Origin of the sequence: Micromonospora sp. NPDC005203, from assembly GCF_042872705.1 — a bacterium.
Lineage (GTDB): Bacteria > Actinomycetota > Actinomycetes > Mycobacteriales > Micromonosporaceae > Micromonospora.
Window position 1 is genome coordinate 46,506 of the sequence record NZ_JBIAKV010000008.1, and the last position, 24,468, is coordinate 70,973.

General features: G+C 73.3%; 27 protein-coding genes. 8 read left to right on the forward strand and 19 right to left on the reverse strand.

Annotated elements, in window-relative coordinates:
• Nucleotides 1–26: 26 nt before the first annotated feature.
• Nucleotides 27–1,187, reverse strand: coding sequence for a sensor histidine kinase (locus tag ACFYPM_RS18835; RefSeq protein WP_387198191.1), 1,161 nt, complete (start codon nt 1,185–1,187; stop codon nt 27–29).
• 109 nt (nt 1,188–1,296) lie between these two features.
• Here ACFYPM_RS18835 and ACFYPM_RS18840 point away from each other — a divergent pair, with 109 nt between their 5' ends.
• Nucleotides 1,297–2,955 carry a nitrilase-related carbon-nitrogen hydrolase gene (locus ACFYPM_RS18840; protein WP_387198194.1) on the forward strand — a complete coding sequence of 553 codons (1,659 nt, stop codon included), beginning with the start codon at nt 1,297–1,299 and terminating at the stop codon, nt 2,953–2,955.
• Nucleotides 2,956–3,061: 106 nt separating this feature from the next.
• On the opposite strand, the gene ACFYPM_RS18845 is transcribed toward ACFYPM_RS18840, so the two are convergent.
• From ACFYPM_RS18845 to ACFYPM_RS18855, 3 genes are all read right to left on the reverse strand, one after another.
• Nucleotides 3,062–3,424, reverse strand: a complete 363-nt coding sequence (locus ACFYPM_RS18845) for a hypothetical protein (RefSeq protein ID WP_387198197.1) — start codon at nt 3,422–3,424, stop codon at nt 3,062–3,064.
• 123 nt (nt 3,425–3,547) lie between these two features.
• Entirely contained in the window at nt 3,548–4,735 is a 1,188-nt protein-coding gene (gene dinB / locus ACFYPM_RS18850) for a DNA polymerase IV (protein WP_387198200.1), read from the reverse strand.
• A gap of 58 nt (nt 4,736–4,793) precedes the next feature.
• On the reverse strand, nt 4,794–5,231 hold the full coding sequence (locus ACFYPM_RS18855; protein ID WP_387198202.1) for a VOC family protein: 438 nt from the start codon (nt 5,229–5,231) through the stop codon (nt 4,794–4,796).
• 95 nt (nt 5,232–5,326) lie between these two features.
• Between ACFYPM_RS18855 and ACFYPM_RS18860 the strand changes: the two genes are divergently transcribed.
• Complete coding sequence (locus tag ACFYPM_RS18860; RefSeq protein WP_387198205.1) at nt 5,327–6,301, forward strand: helix-turn-helix transcriptional regulator; 975 nt, start codon at nt 5,327–5,329, stop codon at nt 6,299–6,301.
• Here ACFYPM_RS18860 and ACFYPM_RS18865 read toward each other — a convergent pair.
• The 4 genes from ACFYPM_RS18865 to ACFYPM_RS18880 all read right to left on the reverse strand — a co-directional run bounded on the left by ACFYPM_RS18865 (nt 6,196) and on the right by ACFYPM_RS18880 (nt 10,502).
• Nucleotides 6,196–6,840, reverse strand: a complete 645-nt coding sequence (locus tag ACFYPM_RS18865) for a GNAT family N-acetyltransferase (RefSeq protein ID WP_387198208.1) — start codon at nt 6,838–6,840, stop codon at nt 6,196–6,198. The two genes, ACFYPM_RS18860 and ACFYPM_RS18865, sit on opposite strands and share 106 nt — an antisense overlap.
• The gene (locus ACFYPM_RS18870) at nt 6,837–7,448 is read right to left on the reverse strand and encodes a GNAT family N-acetyltransferase (RefSeq protein ID WP_387198212.1); all 612 of its coding nucleotides are present in this window, start codon (nt 7,446–7,448) and stop codon (nt 6,837–6,839) included. The genes ACFYPM_RS18865 and ACFYPM_RS18870 overlap by 4 nt, the downstream gene beginning before the upstream one ends.
• Before the next feature lie 241 nt (nt 7,449–7,689).
• Nucleotides 7,690–9,264: an FMN-binding glutamate synthase family protein gene (locus ACFYPM_RS18875; RefSeq protein ID WP_387198214.1), complete on the reverse strand. Its 1,575-nt coding sequence runs from the start codon at nt 9,262–9,264 to the stop codon at nt 7,690–7,692.
• 107 nt (nt 9,265–9,371) lie between these two features.
• Entirely contained in the window at nt 9,372–10,502 is a 1,131-nt protein-coding gene (locus ACFYPM_RS18880) for a peptidoglycan-binding protein (protein ID WP_387198217.1), read from the reverse strand.
• A gap of 211 nt (nt 10,503–10,713) precedes the next feature.
• Between ACFYPM_RS18880 and ACFYPM_RS18885 the strand changes: the two genes are divergently transcribed.
• The gene (locus ACFYPM_RS18885) at nt 10,714–11,922 is read left to right on the forward strand and encodes a hypothetical protein (protein WP_387198220.1); all 1,209 of its coding nucleotides are present in this window, start codon (nt 10,714–10,716) and stop codon (nt 11,920–11,922) included.
• A 211-nt stretch (nt 11,923–12,133) separates the two neighbouring features.
• Nucleotides 12,134–13,402, forward strand: a complete 1,269-nt coding sequence (locus ACFYPM_RS18890; protein WP_387198223.1) for an MFS transporter — start codon at nt 12,134–12,136, stop codon at nt 13,400–13,402.
• A gap of 17 nt (nt 13,403–13,419) precedes the next feature.
• Here ACFYPM_RS18890 and ACFYPM_RS18895 read toward each other — a convergent pair whose 3' ends face one another.
• The 6 genes from ACFYPM_RS18895 to ACFYPM_RS18920 all read right to left on the reverse strand — a co-directional run bounded on the left by ACFYPM_RS18895 (nt 13,420) and on the right by ACFYPM_RS18920 (nt 17,216).
• Nucleotides 13,420–13,806: a VOC family protein gene (locus ACFYPM_RS18895; protein WP_387198226.1), complete on the reverse strand. Its 387-nt coding sequence runs from the start codon at nt 13,804–13,806 to the stop codon at nt 13,420–13,422.
• Nucleotides 13,803–14,054: a hypothetical protein gene (locus tag ACFYPM_RS18900; protein WP_387198230.1), complete on the reverse strand. Its 252-nt coding sequence runs from the start codon at nt 14,052–14,054 to the stop codon at nt 13,803–13,805. Before ACFYPM_RS18900 ends, ACFYPM_RS18895 begins: the two co-directional genes overlap by 4 nt.
• Nucleotides 14,055–14,242: 188 nt before the next feature.
• Entirely contained in the window at nt 14,243–14,662 is a 420-nt protein-coding gene (locus ACFYPM_RS18905; RefSeq protein ID WP_387198233.1) for a YchJ family protein, read from the reverse strand.
• Nucleotides 14,663–14,819: 157 nt separating this feature from the next.
• Nucleotides 14,820–15,920 (reverse strand): magnesium and cobalt transport protein CorA, encoded by a 1,101-nt coding sequence (locus ACFYPM_RS18910; protein WP_387198236.1) that lies wholly within the window; start codon nt 15,918–15,920, stop codon nt 14,820–14,822.
• Nucleotides 15,921–16,029: 109 nt separating this feature from the next.
• Nucleotides 16,030–16,641 carry a class F sortase gene (locus ACFYPM_RS18915; protein ID WP_387198239.1) on the reverse strand — a complete coding sequence of 204 codons (612 nt, stop codon included), beginning with the start codon at nt 16,639–16,641 and terminating at the stop codon, nt 16,030–16,032.
• 89 nt (nt 16,642–16,730) lie between these two features.
• Nucleotides 16,731–17,216 (reverse strand): hypothetical protein, encoded by a 486-nt coding sequence (locus ACFYPM_RS18920; RefSeq protein ID WP_387198242.1) that lies wholly within the window; start codon nt 17,214–17,216, stop codon nt 16,731–16,733.
• 236 nt (nt 17,217–17,452) lie between these two features.
• Between ACFYPM_RS18920 and ACFYPM_RS18925 the strand changes: the two genes are divergently transcribed.
• Both ACFYPM_RS18925 and rnhA read left to right on the forward strand, forming a co-directional pair.
• Nucleotides 17,453–18,733, forward strand: coding sequence for a lycopene cyclase family protein (locus ACFYPM_RS18925; RefSeq protein ID WP_387198245.1), 1,281 nt, complete (start codon nt 17,453–17,455; stop codon nt 18,731–18,733).
• 10 nt (nt 18,734–18,743) lie between these two features.
• On the forward strand, nt 18,744–19,217 hold the full coding sequence (gene rnhA, locus ACFYPM_RS18930; protein ID WP_030491933.1) for a ribonuclease HI: 474 nt from the start codon (nt 18,744–18,746) through the stop codon (nt 19,215–19,217).
• A 7-nt stretch (nt 19,218–19,224) separates the two neighbouring features.
• On the opposite strand, the gene ACFYPM_RS18935 is transcribed toward rnhA, so the two are convergent.
• The 3 genes from ACFYPM_RS18935 to ACFYPM_RS18945 form a co-directional block, all read right to left on the reverse strand.
• Nucleotides 19,225–19,461, reverse strand: a complete 237-nt coding sequence (locus tag ACFYPM_RS18935; RefSeq protein WP_238648548.1) for a preprotein translocase YidC — start codon at nt 19,459–19,461, stop codon at nt 19,225–19,227.
• A 72-nt stretch (nt 19,462–19,533) separates the two neighbouring features.
• Complete coding sequence (locus ACFYPM_RS18940; RefSeq protein WP_387198249.1) at nt 19,534–20,421, reverse strand: pentapeptide repeat-containing protein; 888 nt, start codon at nt 20,419–20,421, stop codon at nt 19,534–19,536.
• 73 nt (nt 20,422–20,494) lie between these two features.
• Nucleotides 20,495–21,592 carry a DUF5919 domain-containing protein gene (locus ACFYPM_RS18945; RefSeq protein WP_387198252.1) on the reverse strand — a complete coding sequence of 366 codons (1,098 nt, stop codon included), beginning with the start codon at nt 21,590–21,592 and terminating at the stop codon, nt 20,495–20,497.
• A gap of 180 nt (nt 21,593–21,772) precedes the next feature.
• Between ACFYPM_RS18945 and ACFYPM_RS18950 the strand changes: the two genes are divergently transcribed.
• Together ACFYPM_RS18950 and ACFYPM_RS18955 are read left to right on the forward strand one after the other, a co-directional pair.
• Complete coding sequence (locus tag ACFYPM_RS18950) at nt 21,773–22,381, forward strand: hypothetical protein (RefSeq protein WP_387198255.1); 609 nt, start codon at nt 21,773–21,775, stop codon at nt 22,379–22,381.
• A 125-nt stretch (nt 22,382–22,506) separates the two neighbouring features.
• Nucleotides 22,507–23,109, forward strand: a complete 603-nt coding sequence (locus ACFYPM_RS18955) for an MBL fold metallo-hydrolase (RefSeq protein WP_387198258.1) — start codon at nt 22,507–22,509, stop codon at nt 23,107–23,109.
• On the opposite strand, the gene ACFYPM_RS18960 is transcribed toward ACFYPM_RS18955, so the two are convergent.
• Both ACFYPM_RS18960 and ACFYPM_RS18965 read right to left on the reverse strand, forming a co-directional pair.
• Complete coding sequence (locus ACFYPM_RS18960; RefSeq protein ID WP_387198261.1) at nt 23,082–23,828, reverse strand: B3/4 domain-containing protein; 747 nt, start codon at nt 23,826–23,828, stop codon at nt 23,082–23,084. The genes ACFYPM_RS18955 and ACFYPM_RS18960 overlap by 28 nt on opposite strands.
• Nucleotides 23,829–23,835: 7 nt before the next feature.
• Entirely contained in the window at nt 23,836–24,447 is a 612-nt protein-coding gene (locus tag ACFYPM_RS18965) for a LysE family translocator (protein WP_387198264.1), read from the reverse strand.
• Nucleotides 24,448–24,468 lie beyond the last annotated feature (21 nt).

Sequence of the window (24,468 nt, forward strand, 5' to 3'; positions counted from 1 at the left end):
GTGTCGGGCGGCGACGGCTGTCCCCATCAGGCCACCGCCGGTGCGGGCAGGGGCAGGGTGGCGGTGACGGTGAAGCCGTGGCCGTCCGCGGCGGGACCGGCACGCAGGGTTCCGCCGCAGGCCTGGGCGCGCTCGCGCATGCCGAGGATCCCGTAGCCCGGCCGGTCCGCGCCGGAGGCCCGGTCGCCGTGGCCGTCATCGATGATCGACACGGTCAACTCCTGCGCGGTCCAGGCCAGCACGACGCGGACCGATGCTGCGCCGGCATGGCGCACCACATTGGTCAGGGACTCCTGCACGATCCGGTAGGCGGCGACCCCGACGTCCGCGGGCGGTTCGACGAGCACCTCATCGGCCTGCCCGGCCGGCGGCGCGGGCCGCGCTCCAGCGACGGACGCCGCCGGTCCGGTCGCGACGGTGAGGACGGCGTCCAGCCCGGTGGCGCGCACGCGTGCGACGAGGGCGGTGAGGTGCGCCAGGCCCGGCTGGTCGAGTGGGTGGTCGGCGGGTTCGCGCAGGCCGCCGACCGCACGGCGGAGTTGGACGACCGCGTCCCGGCCGGTGGCGGCGATCGTGGCGAACGTGGCGTCGGCGCGGTCCGGGTGCGGGCGGACCAGCAGCGGCCCCGCCTCCGCCTGGACGATCATGACACCGACCGCGTGGGTGAGAATGTCGTGCAGGTCGTGGGCGATACGGGCGCGTTCGCGCAGCACGGCAGCCGTCCGCTCACCAGCGACACGACGGTCGCGTTCGGCGAGGGCGGTGGCCTGGGTCCGGCGGGCGCGGGTGCTGGTGCCCAGGGCGTACGAGAAGACGTAGGCGACCGACAGGTACCGCAGCACCTCCACGTCCGGGTGTGGATGGAGCAGCGACACCACCAGCCCGGCCGCGGTGAGCACGAGGCCGAGCAGGCGGATCGGCAGCGAGGACCGCGCCGCGAACGTGTAGAGGCAGACGAGCGGGCCGACCGGCAGCAGCGGGGGTGCGCCGAGCGCGGCCGAGACGGTCGTGGCGACGCCCACGACGACGGCGACAGCAACCAGCGCGCGGTCGCGCCACAGCACCGGGACGGACGACAGGACCGCGAGCGGCAGCACCCACCAGGCGCGTGGTCCGCCGGCCAGCGCGGGCAGCACGGTCGCGGCGACGGCGGCCACGGTGACGGTGAGATTGACGTACCGCTTCACGTCGGCAGTATCGTCCGGCCCGGCGCTCCCGCGCCTCCCTCCACGGGACCAGATCGCACCCGGTCCGTACGGCGATCCGCCCCCGCCGCTCCGGCCGCACGATCGACGCATGATGACGATCGTCGCCGCGCTGCTCAGCGGCCTGCTCTGGCTCGGTGGTACCGGGCTGCACCCCGTCGCCGCGCTGACCTGGCTCGCCCCGATTCCGCTGCTCCTCGCCTCGCTGCGGGTGGGCCCGAGGACCGCGCTCGGCGCGACGATCCTCGCCTGGTCGATCGGCCAGCTCGCCATGGTGGGGTACTACCTCGACACCCTGCGCCTACCGGTTGCCGGGGTGGCCGGTGTGCTCGGCCTCGGTCTCGGCCTGGCGGGCGGCACGGTCCTGCTCGCCCGGGAGGTGCTGCTGCGCGGGCGGACCGTGACCGCCGTCCTCTCCGTGCCGTCCCTCTGGGTGCTGGGCGAGTACGCCGCGTCCCACCTGTTCCCGCACGGCGCGTGGTGGAGCCTCGCCTACACCCAGGCCGACGTCCGTCCGGTCATCCAGGTGACCGCCCTCACCGGCGTCTGGGGCGTCACCTACCTGCTGCTCGCCGTCCCGATCGCCCTCGCCGCACTGCTCGGCGGCGCACGACCGACCCGCGGCGGCCGGCTCGACAGTCCAGGCCCCGCCCTCGCCTGCCGGCTCGACAGTCCACGCCCCGCCCCCGCCTGCCGGCTCGACAGTCCACGCCCCGCCCTCGCCTGCCTGCTCGCCCTTCTGGTCGGCGTCGGCACATGGTCGGCCTGGTCGCTGAACCGGTCACCGGAGCTGGCCGCGCCGCTGACCGTCGGCCTGGTCGCCCTGCGGCAGCCCGAGGACGGGCTCCCGATCGACGAGCCGGTCGGCCGGGACCTGCTCGCCCGCTACGGTGCGCGGGTCGCGGGTCTAGTCGATCGGGGGGCACGCGTCGTCGTGCTGCCGGAGAAGGTGTTCGCCGTGACGGACACGACGTTGCCCCTGCTCGTGGACGCGCTGCGGCAGAGCGGGGCTCAGGTCGTCGTCGGCGCGGTGCTGCGGCGGGCCGGCACGGCGAGCAACGTCGCGCTGGTGCTGGACCCGTCCGGAGCGATCACCACGTACGACAAACAGCACCTGATCCCCGGCCTGGAGGAGTGGCTGACGCCTGGTGACGACGAGGTGATCGTGCAGGGCCGGTTCGGCGTCGCGATCTGCAAGGACCTCGACTACCCCGACCTGGTCCGGCGGTATCGGGCGGCCGGCGCGTCGGTGCTGCTCGTTCCCGCCCTGGACTTCACCTCCGACGGCTGGCTGCACAGCCGCATCGCCCTGGTCCGGGGTGTGGAGAACGGGCTCACCGTGGTCCGCGCCGCCGTGTCCGGCCGGCTGACGGTCTCCGACGCCGGTGGCAGGCTGTGGGGCGAGGACCGGGCCGGTGACGCGGAGTTGCTGGTCGCCAGCGCTCCGACCAGGGGATTGGGCACGGTCTATTCGCGTACCGGAGACTGGTTCCCGTTGCTGTCCGTGGCCCTGTTGGTCGTCGCTGTCGGTGGCGTCCGGCGGCGTTCCGCTACCAGCGGTTCCAGTGGGCGAACCCGTCCGCGTCGGCCCGCGGACCAGGGCGCCACCCACCCACTGGTCTGGGCGCGCACGGTCGGGCGCAGCCGGATCGTCTACGACGCCCTCGGTCACGACGCCCGGTCGTACGAGTCGCCCGGGCACGTGGAGCTGCTGCGCCGCATCACGGCGTGGCTGCGCCACGAGAGTTGAACGCCGTGGCTGCGCTGTCACTGCCGAACGCTCGGCCGGGTCACCGGCCGAGCGTTCGTGCGTATGGTGTGCCCAGCCCGAGCGTCGTACCCCTTGGGTGCTGCGGTCACGCAGCGGAGGCGGACGCCTTCGGCCCGCGGTGCGACGCGGCCAGGCCGGCACTCCAACCCCATCGGAGGGCCGGTGCGGCGCTCTCCCCGGACCAGCCCGTGCCGCCCTCGTCGCCGTCGATGGTCATCTCGACCGCGTTCGGGGTGCTGCGGGCCAGTCGCAGCGACTGCTCGGCGCCGTTGCGGGCCGCGCACGGCCAGGACTGCCCGGCGCACTGGAGGTTGCGGCAGTGACCCTCGTCGTCCGGCTCGTGGGCGCTCAGCACGTCGATCGCCAGCTGCCACAGCAGAGGATCGGTCACGTCGTGCGGGCGCTCGGCGCGGCGACTCGGTCGGTTGCTGGTGTCGTTGTCGGACATTGTGGGTCCCCCCTTGTCAGGCTGTACCCCACAAGGGTCACCCGTCAGCCGTGGGTTAAACCGCCGACCTGCTGTGATGTGTCTCCGGTCGCAGCGGCCGCCGGGACGCGGCACGCAGATCGGTCAATCCGGCAGCAGTGGCATCTCCACTCCCGGGTCCCGGCCGAGCAGCACCGCGCGGGTGAGCGCCGCCGATCCGAACCGGTCGCGGACCGCGTCCACCGCGGCATCCAGCTCGGCGCCCGGGTCGCGGTGGAACGGCAGCTCCGGCTGCACCGGACTGTCGTCCAGATTGCCCACCGAGACACCGATCAATGTCACACCGCGGCGATCGATCTCGGTCAGTGCGGCCCGTAGCAGTGCCCGCGCGGCCGCGAGCAGCGGCGTCGTGTCGGCGGTCGCCTTACGCACGGTGTGCGAGCGGGTCGCCCGGGTGTAGTCGCCGAAACGTAGCCGCAGCATCACCGTGCGTCCGGCCCGCCCCGCCGCCCGCATCCGCTGGGAGACCCGATCGACCAGGCCGGCGAGGATGGCATCCAACTCCGCCGGGGCGTGCGGGGTACGGCTCAGCGCGTGCTGCGCGCCCATCGAACCGCGTCGGCGCCCGACCTGCACCGAGCGGGGGTCGCGGTTGTGCGCCAACGCGTGCAGGTGCCGCCCCGCGCCCGACCCGAGCAGGGACACCAACGCGGCCTCGCCCAGCCGGGCCACCTCGCCGACGGTACGGATCCGGTGCTCCCGCAACTTCGCCGAGGTGACCGGGCCGACGCCCCACAGTCGCTCGACCGGCAGCGGGTGCAGAAACGCCAACTCGGCGTCCGGTGCGACCACCAGCAGCCCGTCCGGTTTCGCCACCCCGCTGGCCACCTTCGCCAGGAACTTCGTGCGGGCCACCCCCACGCTGATCGGCAGGCGGACTCGTGCCCGGACCTCCTGGCGCAGCCGCTCGGCGATCTCGGCCGGTGGCCCGACCAGCCGCCACAGGCCACCCACGTCCAGGAACGCCTCGTCGATGGAGAGCCCCTCGACCAGTGGGGTGGTCTGTCGGAAGATCTCGAAGACCGTGCGGCTTGCCTCCGTGTAGGCCGACATCCGGGGCGGCACCACGATCGCGTCGGGACACAGCCGGCGCGCCTGCTGGCCGCCCATCGCGCTGCGTACGCCCCGCGCCTTCGCCTCGTAGCTGGCCGCGAGGACCACGCCTGCGCCGACGATGACCGGCCGCCCGCGCAGGCGCGGGTCGTCACGCTGCTCGACCGACGCGTAGAACGCGTCCAGGTCGGCATGCAGGATGTGGGCGCCGGACGACACGTACACATGTTCGCACGGTGTCCGGCGGCGACGGCGGTGAGCTGGGTGAACGCCCGGGTCAGTCCAGGCAGAACTCGTTGCCCTCGGGGTCGGCCATGATGAGGTGACCGGCGCCCAGCGGGGGAGCGGGCTCGTGCCGATCGAGCCGGGTGGCGCCGTGCCCGACGAGCCGATCCGCCTCCGCCTCCAGGGCCGCCATCCGCTCGTCGCCCGCCAGGCCGGGCGCGGCCCGCACATCGATGTGTACGCGGTTCTTGACCTGCTTGGGCTCCGGCACCTTCTGGAAGAACAGCCGAGGCCCCGAGCCGCCGGGGTCGACCACCGCGGACGCGTCGTTGCGGTGCTCCGGCGGCACTCCCATCGCGTCCAGCGCCTGGTCCCACGTCTCGAAGTCTCCGGGTGGCGCCTGCACCTGGTAGCGGAGCGCCTCGGCCCAGAACGTCGCCAGCGTCGCCGGATCGGCACAGTCAAAGGTGATCTGTATGTCGCGGGCCATGTCAGCTCCTTGAGTCCTGGTCTGCTCGGTCATGATCTGCAGCCTCTCGCGGATAGCGGACAGGATCGTTCCGCTATCCGTGCAACGATCGGCGCATGCGTGTCGAGGCGACCACCGAGCGGGTCCTTCGGCTGTTGGCGCTGCTGCCACGGCGGCCATCCTGGACGGCCGCCGAACTCGCCGCCGAGCTGGGGGTCACCAGCCGTTGTGTGCGCCGTGACGTGCAGCGTCTGCGGGTGCTGGGCTACCCCGTGTACGCGACGGCGGGCGTCGGCGGCGGCTACCAACTCGGCGCGGGCACCCGGCTGCCGCCGCTGCTCCTCGACGACGAGGAGGCGATCGCGACTGCGGTCTCCCTGCGGCTGGCCTCGGGCGGCACGGTCGCCGGGGCGGGCGAGGCGGCGTTGCGGGCGCTCGCGAAGCTCGACCAGGTGATGCCGTCGCGGCTGCGCGCCGAGGTACGCGCCGTGCACGGTGCCACGGCGACACTTATCGGTCCGGTGGCCGCGATCGACGCGGAGTTACTGGTGACTCTCGCACGGGCCTGTCGTGACGCCGTGCGGGTCCGGTTCAGCTACACCGCCCGTGACGGCGGGCAGGAGGAGCGGACGGTCGAGCCGGTCCGGATGGTCACGACGGGTCGCCGCTGGTATCTGATGGCCTGGGACGTCGAGCGCGACGACTGGCGTACGTTCCGCCTGGACCGGATGGGCGCCGCGGTGGCGACAACCTGGCGGTCCCGGGCGCGCGAACACCCGGATCCGGTCGCCTTCGTGCAACGGTCGGTGACCGGGGCGCCGTACCGGTACGTGGCCCGGGCACGGGTGCACGCCCCGCCCGACCGGGTGCGGGCGTTGGTGCCGCCCCAGGTGGGGCGTGTCGAGGACGACCGCGACGGGTGGTGTGTGCTGGTCGTGGGCGGCGAGAGCCTGGACTGGCTGGCCGCGCACCTGGCACGCCTGGACTACGAGGTGGAGGTGTTGGAGCCGCCGGAGCTGCGCGAGGCCGCCGGCCTGCTCGCCCGCCGCCTCGCGGCGATCGCCGGGACGGTATCGGAGCGCAGCGCGTAGTGGCGCAGCGACACCGGGCTGCCGTCCGGGGCGGTCCACGATGCGACGCTGACGCCGGTGCACCGCCATCCGGTGCGCTCGTAGAGGGCGGTGGCCGCGTCGTCGCCGCAGGTCACGTCGAGCACCAGATCGATGCCGCGGGCGCTCGCCCACTGGCGTGCCCGCGCCAGTAGTGCGCTGCCCAGCGCCAGCCCTCGGGCGGCCGGCACCACGAAGAGCCGCGCGACCTCGGCCGTCGGTCGGGCTGGCGGCCCGGTCGCCGGGCCGGGCAGCCGGCGTACCGAGACGTGCCCGACAATTGCGGCGTCGGCGTCGGCGTCGGCGTCTTCGGCGTCGGCGTCTTCGGCGTCGGCGTCTTCGGCGTCGGCGTCAGCCGCGATGGCGACCCAGGCGCGCGCCGGGTGTGGTTCGCGCAGCCAGCGGTACGGGTCGGTGGGCCAGTTCAGCGGATACCTGTCGACCCGGTGGACCTCGGTGAGCGCAGCGACACATCCGTCGAGGTCGGTGGCGCGCCGCCGGCGGATACGCGGTGGGATCACAGGTCGTCGAACGGGGACGCGTAGCGGAACTCGCCCCGGATCGACTCGCGCCAGGCGTTCATCGGTCGGGCCATGAAGTACCGCGGCCCCCATGGTTGCGGCGGGATGACGCCCACCTCGACGGCCGGCCGGAACCCGAAGCGTGGGTAGTAGTCGGGGTGCCCGAGCAGCACGACGAGCGGCTCGTCACGGGCGTCGGCCGCGCCGAGCACCGCGTGCATCAACGCGCTGCCGACGCCGCGCCGCTGCCATTCCGGCAGCACCCCGAGCGGCCCCAGGCCCAACGCGACCGGCTCAGCGGCCACCCGGCCGCGGGTGGCCACCACGTGCCCCACCACCCGGCCGTCCGAATCGGTCGCCACCAGGGAGTACGCGGGCAACCAGCCCTCGTCGGCGCGCAGCGCGTCGACAAGCGTCGCCTCGACGGGCGTGGCCTCGACGGGCGTCGCCTCGACGGGCGTGGCCTCGACAAGCGTCGCCTCGACGGGCGTGGCCTGGTCGGGCGTTGCCTCGACCGCCGCGCCGTCGCCCGTGGCCCTGGCAAAGGCGGCGGCATGTACCGCCCGGATGGCATCGATGTCGGCGGACGTTTCGCGTCTGATCAGCACCGCGCCACAATACGGGCACACCAGACGATGACTCCACGCCTTTACCCCCACCCCCACCCCCACCCCCACCCCACCCCACCCCACCCCACCCCACCCCACCCCACCCCACCCCACCCCACCCCCCCACCCCACCCCGCCCCGCCCGCGCCGATCTTGCAGTTTCGGTCGCCGATATGCCCAAAGTGCTGCTGTTTGTCGCGACGGCAAGTGCAAGATCGCGAAGCCCGGGGGTGGGCTCGGCTCAGCCGACGGCGGTGGCCGAGGGCGGGGCGCTGCCGCCCCGGGGCACCTCCGGGGTCATCAGCCGAATGATCTCCGCCTGGTCGGTCGGCGAGGGCATTCCCCAGTCCGGCTGGTAGCCGTACACCTCGTGCAGTGGGGTGGAGCCGGTGCGGCCGTCCAGGATCTCCACGGCGTCCGTGCCGATCAGGCCGGGGTGTTCCACGCCGCAGGCCTCGGCGACCTTGGTGAGGTCGCGGCGCAACGTCCGCAGGTAGTTTGCCGCCCGGACCGACTTCAACGTCGGGTCCAGGCCTCGGGTCAGCCAGGCGTTCTGCGTCGCCACGCCGGTGGGGCAGGTGTCGGTGTGGCACTTCTGGGCCTGGATGCAGCCGATCGACAGCATTGCCTCCCGACCCACGTTGACCATGTCGCAGCCGAGCGCGAACGCCACGACGGCGTTGTCCGGCAGGCCGAGTTTGCCGGCGCCGACGAAGACCACCCGCTCGTGCAGATCGTGTTCGGCGAAGACCTTGTAGACCCGGGAGAAGCCCTGCTGGAACGGGAGCGACACGGAGTCGCTGAAGATCAGCGGCGCGGCACCGGTGCCGCCCTCGCCGCCGTCGATCGTCACGAAATCGACGCCCCGGCCGGTATCGCGCATCAGGGTGGCCAGCTCCTGCCAGAAGCCGAGGTCGCCGACCGCCGACTTGATGCCGACCGGGAGGCCCGTCTCGGTGGCCAACAGCTCCACCCAGTCGAGCAGGCTGTCACAGTCGGAGAACTCGGCGTGCCGGGATGGGCTGACGCAGTCCTCACCAGCCGGGATGCCCCGGGTGGCGGCGATCTCGGCGGACACCTTCGCCCCGGGCAGCAGCCCACCGAGGCTCGGCTTGGCGCCCTGGCTCAGCTTGATCTCCAAGGCCCGCACGGGCGCGCCGGCGGCCAGGTCCTTCAGTCGGTTCAGGCTGAACCGGCCGTGCTCGTCGCGGCAGCCGAAGTACGCCGTGCCGAGTTGGAAGACCAACTCCCCACCGTTGCGGTGGTACGGCGACAGGCCGCCCTCGCCGGTGTTCTGTAGGCAACCGGCGAGCGCGGCCCCCTTGTTCAGCGCGGTGATGGCGTTGCCGGAGAGCGATCCGAAGCTCATCCCGGAGATGTTGACCACCGACTCCGGGCGGAAGGCGCGGGCTCGCCCCCGGGCCGCGCCGAGCACCTTCGCGCAGGGCAACCGCACGTCGTGCCCGGCGGTCGGGGTGGACGGCGGCACCGCCCGGCCGAACGTGCGGTGCTTGATGATCGGGTATCCGCGGGTGTGTTCGATGTCGTTGTCCGTGCCGAAGCCGAAGTAGTTGTTCTCCTGCTTCGCCGACGCGTACACCCAGCGGCGCTGGTCACGGGTGAACGGCCGCTCCTCGTCGTTGCCGGCCACGATGTACTGCCGAAGCTCCGGCCCGATCGCCTCCAACAGGTAACGGGCGCGGCCGAGCACCGGAAAGTTGCGCAGCAGCGCGTGGTCGCGCTGGATCAGATCCCGCGCGGCGAGCGCCGCGACGGCGGTGGCGACGGCGGGTACGGCTCGACGGGCCCATCTCATACCGGCAGTCTTTCCGGCCACGCCGTGCGCCAAACCGTCCCGGCCGCACCAACGCGCTGGTGGCAGCCCGGGTGGCGGTGCGGGAGGACCCGCACCGCCACCACCGCTCAGCGGTGCTGGAACGACTGGCGGACCGACCCGCCGACGACCGCGCACCACGTGCTCGTGCTGAGCTTGCCGTTGCGGGGCAGCCCGTGCAGCGCCTGTAGGTCCTGCACGGCTGCCCGGGTGGCGTGGTCGTACGCCCCGGTCGCGGTGACCGCGTACCCCTTGGTGGCGAGGATTTCCTGCACCGCAGTGACCGGCGCGCCGGTGGCGTGCTGGTTGAGCTCCGGAGCGAGGGTCTCCCAGGTCGGCGTGGTGAGGGTGGCGTCCACGTCCACCGCAATGCCGTTTCGGGCCTGCCAGTCCTGCACGGCCGCCACGGTCGCGGCGTCGAACGTGCCGCTGACCGTCACCGCGTAGCCCCGATGGGCGAGCAGGTGCTGCACCACCCGGACCGAGGGGGAGTTGACGAAGCGCCACAGGTCCGGCCAGCGGCGCGCCGGCACGTCACCGAGCTTGGTGCCCAGGGCGGCGTGGACGCGTCGCCGCAGCTCGGGGAACTGCCGGTAGAACGCCGCCCCCGGGCACTCGGTGGTGCGGAAGTCCCAGTGGCCGAAGATGTCGTACGCGTGCAGCCCGTACTGCCGGCAGATGGCGACGCAGAGTTTGACCAGCGAGTCGGTCAGCGCCTTCGGCGGCGTCTCGGTGACGTACGTGCCCTCGTTCTCGATGCCGATGGCCCGGCCGTTCTCGCCCGGGCAGTGGGCGGAGACCATCTGCCGGTCGCCGGCTTCGAGGCGCTCCAGGCTGCCCCGGCGGCCCTCCAGCACGTAGCCACCGCGGCTCACCGTGAAGTGCTGGCCGGTGTCCGACCAGCCGTTGCCGTCCATGTGCAGGTCCTGGCAGTCGTGGGCCAGCTTGACCGCCTGCTCGCGGGAGTAGTCCGTGACGTTCGGGAACGCCATGTGATGCACGATGATCTTGTTGGTGGCGATGGCGCTCACCGACAGCGGGTCCTTCGGCGGGCGGGCGGCCCACTCGTCACAGCTGATGATCCAGTCCAGGTCGGTGCCGGGCGTGGCCTGTGCCGTGGCGGGGAAGGCGAGTTCGCTCCCGACGACGGCGACCGTGGCGGCGCCGAGACCGGCCCGCAGCAGTGTCCGGCGGTCCACTTCGGAATGGTCGACGTGCATGACATCTCCTCCTGCGGCCGACGGCGGGGGATGAAAAGTAGCTCCAATGGCCGCACGCACTCCGGAGAATATTGCCAGGACTTGCCCGCGCGCTAGGGGGCCGGGCCCATGATCCAGCCGGTCGGGCCGTCGGTGGCCGGCGTTTCCCCACGTCGGGTCGAGGGTAGGTCGGTGACCGACCATCCCCGGCTGCCCGTAGAGGAATGACCAGATGAGTGACAACGTCAGCGACGCGGTGGGCGACGCCCTCCGCTCGGTGATGCTCTTCCTGCCCAAGGCCGTCGCCTTCCTGGCGATCCTGGTGGCCGGTTGGCTGATCGCCAAGGCCGTGTTGAAGATCGTGGAGAAGGTCCTGGAGCGGGTCGGCTTCGACCGCGCCGTCGAACGCGGCGGCATCCGTCGGGCGCTGAGTCGCTCCCGGTACGACGCCAGCGACATCGTCGCGAAGCTCGTCTACTACGCGGTGCTGCTGTTCACCCTCCAGCTCGCCTTCGGCATCTGGGGGCCGAACCCGATCTCCGACCTGCTCGCCGCGGTGATCTCGTGGTTGCCCCGGGCCTTCGTCGCGATCGTCATCGTCGTGGTCGCCGCCGCCATCGCCAACGCGGTCAAGGACATCATCAGCGGCGCGCTCGGCGGGCTGTCGTACGGCCGGGTGCTGGCCAACATCGCCTCGGTGTTCATTCTCGGTCTCGGCGTCATCGCCGCGCTGAACCAGATCGGGGTGGCCACCGCGGTCACCACGCCCGTGCTGATCGCCGTGCTGGCCACCGTCGGCGGGATCCTCGTCGTGGGTGTCGGTGGTGGCCTGATCCGTCCGATGCAGAGCCGCTGGGAGGGGTGGCTGAGCCGTGCGGAGCAGGAGTCGCAGGTGATCGCCTCGCACACCCGGGCCTACCGGGCTGGTCGCCGCGACGCCGAGGCCGAGCTGGCCCGGCGGTCGACCTCCACCGCCGACCCGGTCCGCCCGTCGAAGGCGGTCAGCGATCCGGAGGCCACCCAGGTGGTGACCGTGCCGGCCGATCCGCAGGTGGTGACCCGTCCGGCCGACCCGGAGGCGACGCAGATCGTGACCCGTCCGGCCGACCCGGAGGCGACGCAGATCGTGACCCGTCCGGCCGACCCGGAGGCCACGCAGGTGGTGACCCGTCCGGCCGACCTGGACACCGAGCGGCTGCCGGCCGTGCGGGCCGACGCCGACACCACCCAGGTGGTCAGCCGTGACGCCGACACCACCCAGGTGGTCGGCCGCGGTGGTGGCGACGCCGACACCACCCAGGTGGTCGGCCGCGGTGGTGGCGACGCCGACACGACCCAGGTGGTCGGCCCCGGCGCCGCCGGACCGGTGCCCGCACAGCGGGCCGGCGACGACAGCGAGACCACCACGGTCATCCCGCCGGTCGACCCGAACCGCCGCTGATTCGCCGCGACGCCAGCGGGGTGGGGTCCGGAGGCGACCCCACCCCGCGGCGTCTCGCCCGGCACGCCGAAAGCGCTCGCCGACGCGGCGGGACGCGGCTAGCATCGCCGGCATGACCTGGCGACATTGATCCCGCACCCTAGGCCGAAACCGTGGGCCGCCACGGGCACCGCACGTCCGGTGTCCGTCTCCACTCCCACGGGAAGGCCTCATGATCCACATCGCTTCGCGCGTGTCCGACCCGGCGGTCCGTCGGCTGACGACCACCCTCTACGGGTACGCGTTCCTCAGTGACCTCGTGCTGCTCTATCCGCTGTACGTGGTGTTCTTCGCCGACACCGGGCTGTCGGTGGGGCAGATCTCGTCGCTCTTCGTCGTCTGGTCGGCGGCGGGCATCCTGTTCGAGGTGCCCTCCGGCGCGTGGGCTGACGTGGTGTCCCGACGGCTGCTGCTGTGCCTCGCGCCGCTGGTGGCCGCCGCCGGTTTCGCGCTCTGGGTGTCGCTGCCGTCGTACCCGGCGTTCGCGGTCGGGTTCCTGCTCTGGGGCGCCGGCGGGGCGTTGGTCTCCGGTGCGCTGGAAGCGTTGGTCTGGACCGAGTTGGACCGGCTCGGCGCGGTCGACCGGTACGCCCGGGTGCTCGGTCGCGCGCGAACGGCCGGCGTGCTGGGCGTGGTGCTCTCCGGAGTGCTCGCCGGCCCGGTGCTCGCCGCCGGCGGGTATCCGGCCATCGGTGCGGCCAGCGTGCTCGCCTGCCTGCTCGCCGCGGTGGTCGCCGCCCGGCTGCCGGAGCATCGCCTACCGGCCGCCGGGTCACCCCGGTCACCGTCCGAGCTGGACGACGACGGTGACCTGGGTTGGTGGGAGACGCTGCGGGCCGGGCTGACGCAGGTCCGCACACGACCGCCGGTACGGGCGGCGGTGCTGCTGGTCGCCGTGGTCGCCGCCGACTGGGGTGCCCTGGACGAGTACACCCCGCTGCTGGCCCTGGACACCGGCGTCGGAGCGAAGGTGGTGCCGCTGCTGCTCCTGCTGCTCTGGGCGGGGGTGACCATCGGCGGGCTGCTCGCCCCGGTGGGGGAACGGCTGGGCCGCCGGGGCTACGCCGCGCTGCTGGGCGTGGTCGGCGTCGCGCTGGGCGGGGGCGCCCTGCTCCGGCACCCGGGCGGTTTCGGGCTGCTCGCGGTGGCGTTCGGCGCCGCGCAACTGGCCACCGTGCTGGCCGACGCGCGACTCCAGGCGCGCATCGTCGGCAACAGCCGAGCCACCGTCACGTCGATGGCCGGGATGGCCACCGACCTGCTGATCATCGGAACGTACGCCGGCTATGGGCTCATCGCGACGGCGGCCGGCAACGCGGTGGCGTTCGCGGTGACGGCCGGGCCGTACCTCGTCCTGGGGTTGGTGCTGCTGACGCGCCGCCGGCGCGGCACGGGCGTGCCCACCGGCGGCACCGCGAGCGTGGTGCGCGGCCCCGACTGACCGGGCCGGCCCCGGTCTCAGCCGGCCAGGTGCAGGAACGACCACTGGTGGCCGTCGAGGTCCCGGAAGCCGCGCATGTACATCGGCCCGTTGGCCGTCCCCGGCCCGAGCGACTCCCCACCGGCGACCGCGGCCCGGTCGACCAGCTCGTCGACCTGCTCCCTGCTCTGCGCCGACAGGCCGATGATGACCTCCCGGCTGGTTGCCGTGTCCGTGGTGGGGACCCCGGTGTACGCCTCGAAGGTCGAGCGGAGGTGCAGCATCAGCCGGGTGCTGTCGGAGATGGTGAGCGCCATGCTGTCGCCGTCCGGCTCGGCCTGGTCGCTGGTGAAGCCGAGTGCCTGGTAGAACTCGGCGGCGGTGGTCAGGTCGCGCACCGGCAGGTTGATGAACGTCATGGTCATCGGTGGTCTCCGTTCGACTCGAGCAGTGCCTTCAACGCGGTGAGCCGCTCCCGCCAGTACGCCGTCAGCTCGGCGGCCTGCTCGGCTGCGGTCAGCTTCTCGTGCAGGACGGCGACCCGGGCCTTCGACTCGCCGACCGCGTCGACGCCGACCACGATCCGGGTGGGACCACCGGCCCAGTCGGCCCGGAAACTGTGCGGCGCGGTGGCGGTGCGGACCCGGGTCTTGAACGATTTCTGTCTGGTCATCACATGCTCCCGGTCAACGGCACGGTCACCGGGACTCACGCTCCCGCCGACCCCGCCGGAGTGGGGCATGTGGCACCACGTCCCGAGGGCTCCAGGCCCCCTTTGCCTCCGCGTGGCCGGCGGCGTGAGCGCCGGGAGGGAGGTGCGGCGTAGGACGACGCCACCGTCATCCTACGGCACCACAGCCCTCAGGGCTGGTCACCGTCGAGGTAGACCCATCGGCCGTCCTCGCGGACGAACCGGCTGTGTTCGGTCACCGTGCCCGGCCGGCCCGCAGCCCGGTAGTGGGCGTGGAACGTCACGGTGCCGGCCGCGTCGAGCAGGCCGCCCCGCTCGGTCTCGACGATCTCCAGTCGGGTCCACCGTTGCCCCGGGTCGAGCTCCAGCGAGGCGGGCCGGGTCGAGGAGTGCCAGCTGCGCAGCAGGTAGCCGGTGTCGCCGAGAGCGAAGGCACTGAACCGGGAACGCATCAGCGCGTCGGCCGTTGCCGCCGGGCTGTCGCCGCCGTGCGCCGGGGCGCAGCAGTCCGCGTACGCCCGGCCGGAGCCGCACGGGCAGGCCCGTCCCGTCGTCGTGTGCGCCCGTCGGCGTCCCGCACCCTTACCCACATCGTCATCCTGCCCCATCACCGGGCAACGGCTCCCGCCGGTCGCTGGGGCGCGCGGCCCTTGCCTGATCCACTCGACTTCCTAAAAGTCGCGGTATCCGAGAGGGTCAGACACCCCGACTTCAAGGAACCCGAGTCGAGCAAGCCGCCCGGGGTGTTCAGAGCCAGCCGGAGCGGCGGAACAGGCGGTACAGGAACAGGGCCGCTGCCGCCATCAGGGCCAGGGCTGCGGCGTAGCCGTACCGCCAGGCCAGCTCGGGCATGTGGTCGAAGTTCATGCCGTAGATGCCGGCGATGCCGGTCTGGGTGGCCGCGATGGCCGCCCACGCCGCGATCTTGCGCATGTCGTTGTTCTGTTCGACGGCGAGCTGCGCCAGCCGGGACTGCACGATCGAGGTGAGCAGATCGTCGTACGCGGCGACCCGGTCGACGGCCCGGCTCAACCGGCCGTCCACGTCGACGAACCAGCGGTGCAGGGCGCGGGGCGGCCCGTCGGGGTCGAGCAGCGTCCGCATCGGCGCCTGCAACGGCAGCACCGCCCGTTTGAACTCCACCACCTCCCGTTTGAGCTGGTAGATGTGCTGGATGTCGGCGCTGCGATCGCGGGCGAACACCTCCTCCTCGACCCGCTCCAGGTCCCGCTCCACGTGCCCGGCCACCTCCAGGTAGGAGTCGACCATCCGGGCGCAGACCGCGTACGCCACCGCCCATGGGCCGGCGGCCAGCAGTGCGGGACGGCGCTCGATGTCGGCGCGGACGCTGCGCAGCGCCCCGGCGGCGCCGTGCCGCACGGTGATGGCGAACCGGTCTCCGAGCAGCACCATCACGTCCCCGGTGTCGATCACCTCGGAGGTGTCGGTCAGCTCGTCGTGTTCCACGTACCCGGCGGTGCGCAGCACCAGCAGGGTGACCGGCCCGTGCCGCTGCACGGTGGGCCGGTGCCCGTCAGCGAGGGCCTGCTCGACGGTCAGCTCGTCGAGGCCGAAGGTCCGGCCCACCGCGGCGAGCACGGCCGGCCCCGGGTCGTGCAGGCCCAGCCACACGAAGGCGTCGCGGCCGTGCCGTGCCCGGGAGTAGGCGTCGGCGTAGTGCTGCTGTCCCGGCTCGCGCCGGCCGTCGACGTAGACGGCGCAGTCGACGACCGCGTCCGGGTTGGACCGGCGCGGGGTGGGGGAGTCGTCCTCGACCCGGCCGAGCAGTCGACGGGCCAGGGCGCGTACGCCTCGACCGGCCCGGTCCCGTACCGGTCGCTGATCCACCGCGTGCCCCCCGTCGCCCGCGCACCACCCCGGTCACGGTGCCCGCTGGGGATGGTGCCACCGCATTCTGCCGAGCGGGGTCCGGCGTCCGACAGGCGGGCGGCCGTGCTCAGGCGGTGCGGGTGGCGAAGACGACGACGTTGTCGACGTAGTTGCCGGTCGTGGCGTCGAACCGGCCGCCGCAGGTGATCAGGCGGAGTCCGGCGGCGTCCGCCGGGCCGTAGACGAGCGTGGTGGGAAAGTGCTCCTTCGGGTACGCGCGGACGTCGTCCACGGTGAACGTGGCGACCCGCGCGTCGGCGCGGGTGATCTCGATCTGGGCGCCGCCGCGCAGCCGACCGAGGTCGAAGAAGACCGCCGGTCCGGCGGGGGAGTCGACGTGTCCCACCAGGACGGCGTTGCCGGTCTCGCCGGGGCTGACCCCGTGCCGGTACCAGCCGGCGAGGGTGGGCCTGTCCAGTGGTGGCACCTCCAGCACCCCGGCGGCGTCCGCGCCGACCGGGACGACCTCGGCGCGTACGTCGATGGTGGGGATCCGCACCCGGACCGGCGCGGCGCGGGGCAGCGGCGCCAGGTCCGGTGCGGGATGGGTGCGCCTCGGCGCGTCGGCCGGCGGTCGTGGTGGCCGCGTCGGGTCGGCGGTGAGGCCGACGGTGATCAGCCCGAGCCCGGCCACGCCGAGCAGGGCCACCACGGCCGGTAGGGTCCGCCGCCAGCACACGTGGGCACACCTCCGTAGGGCATCGTCGGGGTGCCCGCGCCGGTGTCACCGGTGCGGGCACCCGTCCTCAGGGATGGAGCAGTCGCCGATCAGGCGACAGTGGACACCGGACGTCGCCGGCGGATCAGGACCACCGCGCCGGCGAGGGCGGTGCCGAGCAGGGTGCCACCAGCGGCCAGAGCGCCGGTGTCGCGGTTGTCACCACCGGAACCGGCCGGTGCGCCGCCGATCGGGGTGACGGTGAACGTCGTGGTGCCGGCCGAGCTGCCGTCGCCGCAGGTCGCCGCCACCGTGTAGGTGCCCAGGGTGAATCCGGCGGTGAAGAGTTCGGCGCTCAGTCCGCCGCCGGCGGCGGCCGTGGTGGATCGGACGTTCTGGTCGCGGTTGGGGCCGGTGACCCGGAAGAGGGCGTCACCCGACTTCGGGTTGCAGGTCGTCGCGGTGAGCACGACGGTCCCACCGACCGGGGTGGTGGCCGGTGACACCGTGGTGTCGGCCAGTGCGGCGCCTGGCAGCAGGAGCGTGCCGAGGCCCACGCCGAGCGCCGCCGAGCAGAGTGCTGTTGAGACCTTCATACGCGTCTTCCCTCACTTTTCGTCCGCTGACTGCGTGGGACGTCGTTCGGGTGGCCAACTCCGACTAGCACCGGTGTGCCCAACACTAGGTGGGTTGGCCCCACGATCAGGTGAAAATGAGAATTCTTCGTTGCCGTCACGTGTCCACCCGAAGGCGGGGAGAGCTGCGCAAAGGCCCGGACGCGCCGATCCGCCTCACCGGTGGTGGCGGGCGGCGGTGTGGCAGCGTGGTGCGGGTGACCGATTCCGCGCCGCTCGACGTCGACCTCGCGCTGCTCGGCGGTGGTGGTGCGGCGTCGTTGCTGCTCGCCGCACTGGACCGGCACGGCGTCCGGGGCTTGCGCATCGCCGTCGTCGACCCGGTCCGCCGGCGCGGTCAGGACCGCACCTGGGCGTTCTGGGGCCACCCCGGCACCGACCTGGACCCGCTGCTCAGCGCGAGCTGGCAGCAGGTCGAGGTGGCCACGACGGTCCGGCGCCGCGTCCTGGACCTGACCCCGCTGCGGTACGCCATGCTCCGCTCCGGCCCGGTCTACGACCGGGCTGCCGCGGCCGAACGGAGGCTGGGCGCCATCCGGATCGTCGCGCCCGCCGAGACGGTGACCGACGACGGCACGCGGGTGCTGGTGCGCACCGGTGACGGGCAGACCGTACGAGCCGGCTGGGTGCTCGACTCCCGTCCCCGCCGGCCGGCGCGAGCGGGGCGGACCACCTGGTTGCAGCACTTCCGTGGCTGGTGGTTGGAGGCCGAGCGGCCCGTCTTCGACCCGGCCCGCGCGGTGCTGATGGATTTCCGCACCCCGCAGCCGCCCCGGGGCGTCTCGTTCGGGTACGTGCTGCCGGTGAGTGACAGGTACGCCCTGGTCGAGTACACCGAGTTCTCCCCCGACCTGCTCACCGACGCCGGGTACGACGCGGCGCTGGCCGGCTACCGGGACCTGCTCGGGCTCGATCCGGCCGGGCTGCGGGTGCGCGAGGTGGAGAACGGCGTGATCCCGATGACCGACGCGCCGTTCCCGGCCCGGCCCTCACCCCGGGTGGTCCGGCTCGGTACGGCCGGCGGTGCGACCAGACCCTCCACCGGCTTCACCTTCTCCGCCATGTACCGCCAGGCCGACCAGGTGGCCCGCGCCCTCGCGGCGGGACGGGCGCCGGTGCCGCAGGCGGCGTACCCGCGTCGGCACCGGTGGATGGACGCGGTGGCCCTGCGGGCGCTGGACCGGGGCGGGGTCGGCGGCCCGGACTTCTTCGACCGGCTCTTCGACCGCAACCCGGCTGCGCGGGTGTTGCGCTTCCTCGACGGGGTCAGCACCCCGGCCGAGGAGGTCGCGATCATGAACTCGACCCGGCTGCTGCCGATGATCGCCGCCACCGCCGGCGACGCGGCGCACCGCGTCCGTGACCGGCTGCGCCCCACGCGGCCCGCCCCGGCCGTCCCACCGGCGGTGGTGACTCCGGCGCCGACGGCTCGGCGCGCCGGCCCCCCGAGCGGGGAGGACGACGCGCGCTGCCGGTAGGTTGCCGGGCATGGTGGACGCGGCGGCCGGCAGGGGCGTGCAGATCTGGACCGATGGGGCGTGCAGTGGCAACCCCGGGCCGGGCGGTTGGGGCGCCCTGTTGCGCTACGGCGACCACGAGCGGGAGCTGTGCGGGGGCGAGGCCACGCCGACCACCAACAACCGGATGGAGCTGATGGCGGCCATCCAGGCGTTGGAGAGCCTGAACCGGCCGGTCACCGTCGAGCTGCACACCGACAGCACGTACGTGCGCAACGGCATCACCAGTTGGCTGGCGTCCTGGAAGCGCAACGGTTGGCGGACGGCGGCGAAGCAGCCGGTGAAGAACGCCGACCTGTGGCAGCGGCTGGAGGCGGCCTGTGAACGGCACGAGGTCACCTGGCTGTGGGTCAAGGGGCACAACGGTCACCCGGAGAACGAGCGGGCCGACGGGCTGGCCAACAAGGGCATGACCGAGGCGCGGGCCGCGCTGACCAGTCGCTGAGTCGGGGTCAGCGGGTCGCGTCGGGGTGCCCGGGCATGCTCGACCCGCCGCCGCTGCTGCCGGACGAGCCGCCGGCGACACCTGAGTTGTCCGGCTCGGTCACGATGTCCGGTCGGACGTCGGTGTCGGCCGGCGCGGGCACCTCGGTGTCCGCCTCTACCTGCACCAGCGGCACCTGGCCGGCCTCGTCCTCGCTGTGCTGCGGGTCGCCCGGCAACTCACCGTCGCGCTTTCGGTAGCCCACGCCGTGCCCCCCGTCGATGCCGGTCCGCGTCGGCGCTGGCTACCCGGCGTCGTCCCGGCCGAAACCTCGCGCTCAGCGCCGTCGGCGGCGACCGGTGGAGGCGGTGGACGGGGACGGCCGGCGGACCGGGGTGAGCGGCAGCGCCGTCCAGTGCGCCGGTCGGGTGCGGGCCGCTGGCAGGCGGGTGCGGACGTCGCCCCGGGCGGCGTCGAGCTGGGACTGGTGCAGGAAGAGGATGCTCCGCAGGTCGGCGCCGCGCAGGTCGGCCCCGCGCAGGTCCGCGCCGGTGACGTCGGCCAGGCTCAGGTCGACGCCGCGCAGGTCGGCGCCGATCAGCAGCGCCCCGCGCAGGTTGGCCCGGCGCAGGTCGGCCCGGCGCAGGTCGACGCCGGGCAGGTGCGCTCCCCGGTGGTCCGCGCCCCCGGGGGAGCGGACCGCGTCGCTGGCCCGGGACAGCAGCGGGTTGACCCGGTCCCGGTGCGCGGCGACGTCCACCGTCCGCAGGCGTGTGGGGTCACCCTCGGTGAGCGCTGTCGTCTCGGCGCGAGCGCGGGTCAGCTCGTCGCGCAGGTCGGCCGGCGGGTGCAGCGCCAGCGCCTCGGTGACGTACCAGAGCAGTTCGTGCAGCGGGCGCAGCACGGCGAACGCCTCCGCCATCGCCGGCAGCGTCTCCGGCGCGTCCCGCCAGTCCCGCCCGCCGAAGGTGATCTGGGCGACCTGCTGCCCGGCCCCGAAGCAGTCGAACACGGTGCAGCCGGGAAACCCGCGTTGCCGCAGCTCGGTGTGGATGCCGCAGCGGTGGTCCGGACCCAGGTTGGGGCAGGCCCGCCCGGCCGGTTTGTCGATGGCGAAGTCCGCCGACCGGGCGAACGCGGGCACCACGCAGCACAGGCCGAAGCAGCGTCCGCAGTCGGCGCGAAGCTGCGCCGACCCGGGCGGCGGTGCGGTGCTGGGCGACACGTGGCGGGTCCTCCGGGCGTTCGGGGCGAGGCCACAAGTGTCTCGCGCCCCGAGCCGACCGGTCGGGCCGGGGTCACCGTCCGTGCGTGTCGCCGGCTGCCGCCGCGCGGGGCGTCGGGGGACGGGAGGCGCCCGGTGGCGGCACCAACCGGTAGATCGCCCGATCCCCGACGTCGTGCCCGTACTTCTGGTCGAAGTGCCGTTTCACGGTGTCGGCCGGTGTGTGGTCCCCGTCGGCGGGCTCCGCCAGCGAGAACACCGCGGGGGACGCCCCGGGTGCCCGGGGCGGCAGCATGGCGCGCGCGGTCAGCTGCCCGGTCACCCGGAACCCACGGCAGTCGACGTAGTGCTGCCCGTCCACCGTCACGTACGGCACGCGCACCTCGACCACGTCCGAGTCGTCGTGGCGCAGCGTGACCATGACCGACCAGTACCGCTCCAGGTCGAGGGTGGCCTGTTCGTGCTCCCACAACTCCTCGAAGCGGGCGTGCACGAACCCGCCCCACGGGCTGTCCATGTCCACCTCGAGCTGGGGGACGTTGAACGACAGCTTCCCGATCGGGAAGAACGAGATCAACGCCCGCCCGTCCCACTGGTAGAGCTGGATCGACGGGGACGCGTCGTAGAGGCGGACCTGCAGGCGCTGCCGTAGCCGGCCGTCGAGGGCGTCGGTGAAGGCGGCCAGGTGGCGCAGGTTGGTGCGGATCTGGCGGGGCACGTCCACCCGCTGCCGCTCCAACTCCTCGGAGCGTTGCTGCGCGGCGGTGCAGTCCGGGTCGAGCAGGAGCAACTGCACCTGGGCGCCGTTGGCGAGCGCCGCCCGGACCGCGCTCAGCGTCTCCTCGCGGTGCCGCTGCTCCAGCAGGATCGTCCAGGTGTCGAGGATGCGCACCCGGCGGCCGGAGCGGTGCAGCCGGGCCACGAACGCCTGCTGGTCGAAGCTCAGGTGCTCCTGCACCCGCGCCTTGCGGGCCTCCTCGAACAGCGGGTCGAAGATGACGTACGAGATGGCCGCGAGCACGACGCTGGCACCGAGGTTGAGCAGCAGGTCGCTCAGGAATCCGGTGCTGCGCCAGGCGCCCACCAGCATGACGACGGCGACACCGAGCAGTGCCCCACCGACGACGAAGGCGCGTCGTTGCCGCCCGCCCCGACCAGCCCACTCGGGCATCCGGTCCCCTTCCGCCGTCGGTCGGCCCCACTACCGCTTGCTGATCACCGGAATTCGGAGGATACGTGCCCGCTGTGCTGGGCGCTGGCCCGTTCGTCGAGCGGTCGGTTCGCCGCTCGGACCCGGCTCGCCGCTCATAGGGTGACGGTAACGGAGTCGTGCGACCACGGAGGGTGGCGGGTGGACGAGAGCGAACGCGAGCAGGCGCTTCTCACCGTCCTGACCACCGAGCACTACGCGTTGCAGACGTCCCGCGCCGGCACCATCGCCGAGGCCACCGGCCGCGCCACCATCTTCCTGTCCGTCCTGTCGGCGGCGCTGATCGGCCTCGGCTTCGTCGCCAGCAACGACAAGCTGGTCCGGCCGTACCTGGCCGCGGTGCTGCCGACCCTGGTCATCATCGGGGTGCTGACGTTCCTGCGGCTGGTGGAGACCACCGTGGAGAACTCGCTGGACCTGCGGCGGATCCAACGCATCCGGGCCTACTACCAGCACAAGCTCGCCGGCGAGCACGACTTCTTCGCCGACGCGGTGGTGGCCGGCGATGCCATGAGCACAGCCTGGAACCTGGTCGGCACGCGACCGGGGCGGTGGGAGTTCCTGCTGACCACCGCCGCACTCGTGGGCGCGGTCAACGCCGTGTTGGGCGGGCTCGGCATCGCGCTGGCGGCCACGACCGTCGGGGCCGGGGGCGAGGTGACGGTCCTGGTCGGGGTGCTGGTCGCGGTGGTGGCGTTCGGTGTGCAGTTCGTGTACATCGTCCGGGCGTCGGCCGCGCCGATGCGCTGACGACGCCCGCGGTGGTCAGACCGACCGCCAGTCGTCGTTCGGCAACGCCGCCGCCTGGGGCCCATCAGCAACATGCCCCCGTCGACCGGCCAGGACGCGCCGGTGCCGTGGCGTACCGTCGCCGGGTGCGGATCACGCGATTCACCCACTCGTGCGTACGGGTGGAACACGACGGCGGGGTGCTCGTCGTCGACCCGGGGACGTGGAGCGAGCCGCGTGCCCTGGTCGGCGCGGACGCCGTCCTGGTCACCCACGAACACACCGACCACGTGGACGTGCTGCGCCTGGCCGGCCTGGGCGTCCCCGTGTACGCCCCGCAGGGCGCCCGACTGCCGGACCTCGTCCCGCTGCCGGTGACCCGGGTCCGCGCCGGGCAACGCTTCACGGCGGCCGGCATCGAGGTCAGCGCCCACGGTGGCCGGCACGCCGCCATCCACGGGGGTAAACCGGACTGCCCCAACCTCGGCTACCTGATCGGCGACGGGCTCTACCATCCCGGCGACGCGCTGCACGTGCCCGACGAGCCGGTGCGCACCCTGCTCGTTCCGGCCCAGGGGTCCTGGTTGCGCCTCGACGAGGCGATCCGGTTCGCCGGCGCGGTGGGCGCCGCCGCCGCGTACCCGATCCACGACGCGCAGCTCAACGAGCGCGGCCTGGCAAGCGTCGCCGGCTGGTTCGGCGAGACGATCCCCGGCTACCGTCACCTCGTCCCCGGCGACACCGCCTGACCGATTTCGCCACCGGAGGGCGTGGCGGTGGCGGTGAAGCGGGGCGCGGCGGCGGTCAGCACCGCACTGGCCGTCGGGGCGGACCACCCGTCGGTCAGGTCCGTCACGAGGTCGGCGACCAGCCGGGTCACGGCCGGCCCGCCACCCGGGTGCAGCGCCTCGGCGACGATCAGCGCCGACGAGGTGCCCGCCCGCACTGCCGACCAGCCGCTCTGCCGGTTCGTCCACCGTCGGGCGTGTGCCCGCCCGGCGGAGTCGACGAAGCTCACCTCGCCCGGCTCGGGACGCTCGGTGTCGCCCGCGAAACTCAGGTACGCCTCGTCGCCGTGTGCCGGCCGGACCACCAGGTCACCGTCGACCCGGTCCAGGTCGAGCGCCGCGACCGGGATGGCGTACGCGGCCGAGACGGCGTTGCAGAGATCGACAAGCGGGTGGAGCCGGGGCAACTCGCCGTCCAGGCGCAGCCGACGCAGCAGCGCCTCGGCGGCGCACCGGTACTTGGTGGGTCGCAGCCCCATCGCCGCGTACGCCCGCCGCCACGCCTGGATCTCCGGGAACCCGCTCTCCGGTCCGCCGGCCAGCCGACTGCGGGCGACGGCCAGGTAGCCGGCCGTCCGCCGCGCCACGTCGGCGGTGGCGGTGATGCCGGTGGCGTGGACCACGCCGGCGACCAGGTCGGGGTACGTGTCACGAAGCTGCGGAGCATGCTCGAACCGCACGGCACTCCTATCGTCGGGTGAGGGCGAGCGTCACGCCGAGCGCGACGAACGTGCCGGCGACGGATCGGCGCAGCCAGTCGGTGACGCGGGGGCGGGTGAGCACCCGGTCGCGTACCCGGGCCGCGAAGATGCCGTAGCCGCTGAACACCACGAAGGTGAACAGCATGAACACCGCGCCGCAGGCGAGCATCGCCCGGGTCGAGCCGACGGTGGCGGTGTCGACGAACTGGGGCAGGAACGCGACGAAGAACAACGTCGGCTTCGGGTTGAGCAGGTTGACCACCACGCCGGAGATGATCACGCGGGTCGCCGAGCGGGGCGCGGCGTCGGTCGTCGCCGTGAAGGCGTCGCGGTCGCGTGCGGTGGACCAGGCCAGATAGAGCAGGTACCCGACGCCGAGGTACCGGACGACGTCGAACGCCACGGCGCTGGTCTGCATCAGCGCGGCCAGCCCGGTCATCGCCGCGAGCAGGTGCGGCAGGGTGCCCAGCGTGCAGGCGAACGCGGCAAGCACGCCGGCTCGGGCGCCCCGGGACAGCCCGGCGGAGAGGGTGAAGAACACCCCGGTGCCGGGGGTGACCACCACGATCAGCGTGGCGACCAGGAACGGGATGGTCACGATCGTCCTCCGATGGGTTCG